This is a genomic window from Pseudomonas sp. PS01270, from assembly GCF_029959775.1.
GTDB classification, from domain to species: domain Bacteria; phylum Pseudomonadota; class Gammaproteobacteria; order Pseudomonadales; family Pseudomonadaceae; genus Aquipseudomonas; species Aquipseudomonas atacamensis.
Window position 1 is genome coordinate 1 of sequence record NZ_JASCPT010000301.1, and the last position, 278, is coordinate 278.

The 278-nt window shown below is 60.8% G+C and carries 1 pseudogene; it reads right to left on the minus strand.

What is annotated here, in order from left to right:
* Positions 1-278, minus strand: a pseudogene (locus QMX86_RS28270) (transketolase); the annotation flags it as partial.

The window sequence follows — 278 nt, forward strand, 5'->3', positions numbered from 1 at the left end:
GGGTGTAACCGAATTCGGGATGACCTGTAGTGCGGCTCTGCAGTTGACGGAACTGCTTGAGGTCGTCGATCGACAGGTCGTAGCCGGTCAGGTGCCGCAGCGAGTAGATCAACATCGAGCCGTGGCCGTTGGACAGCACGAAGCGGTCACGGTCGGCGAACGACGGGTTGCTCGGGGTGTGCTTGAGGTAGTCGCGCCACAGCACTTCGGCAATATCTGCCATACCCATAGGGGCTCGGGGATGGCCGCTGTTGGCTTTTTGCACGGCATCCATGCTG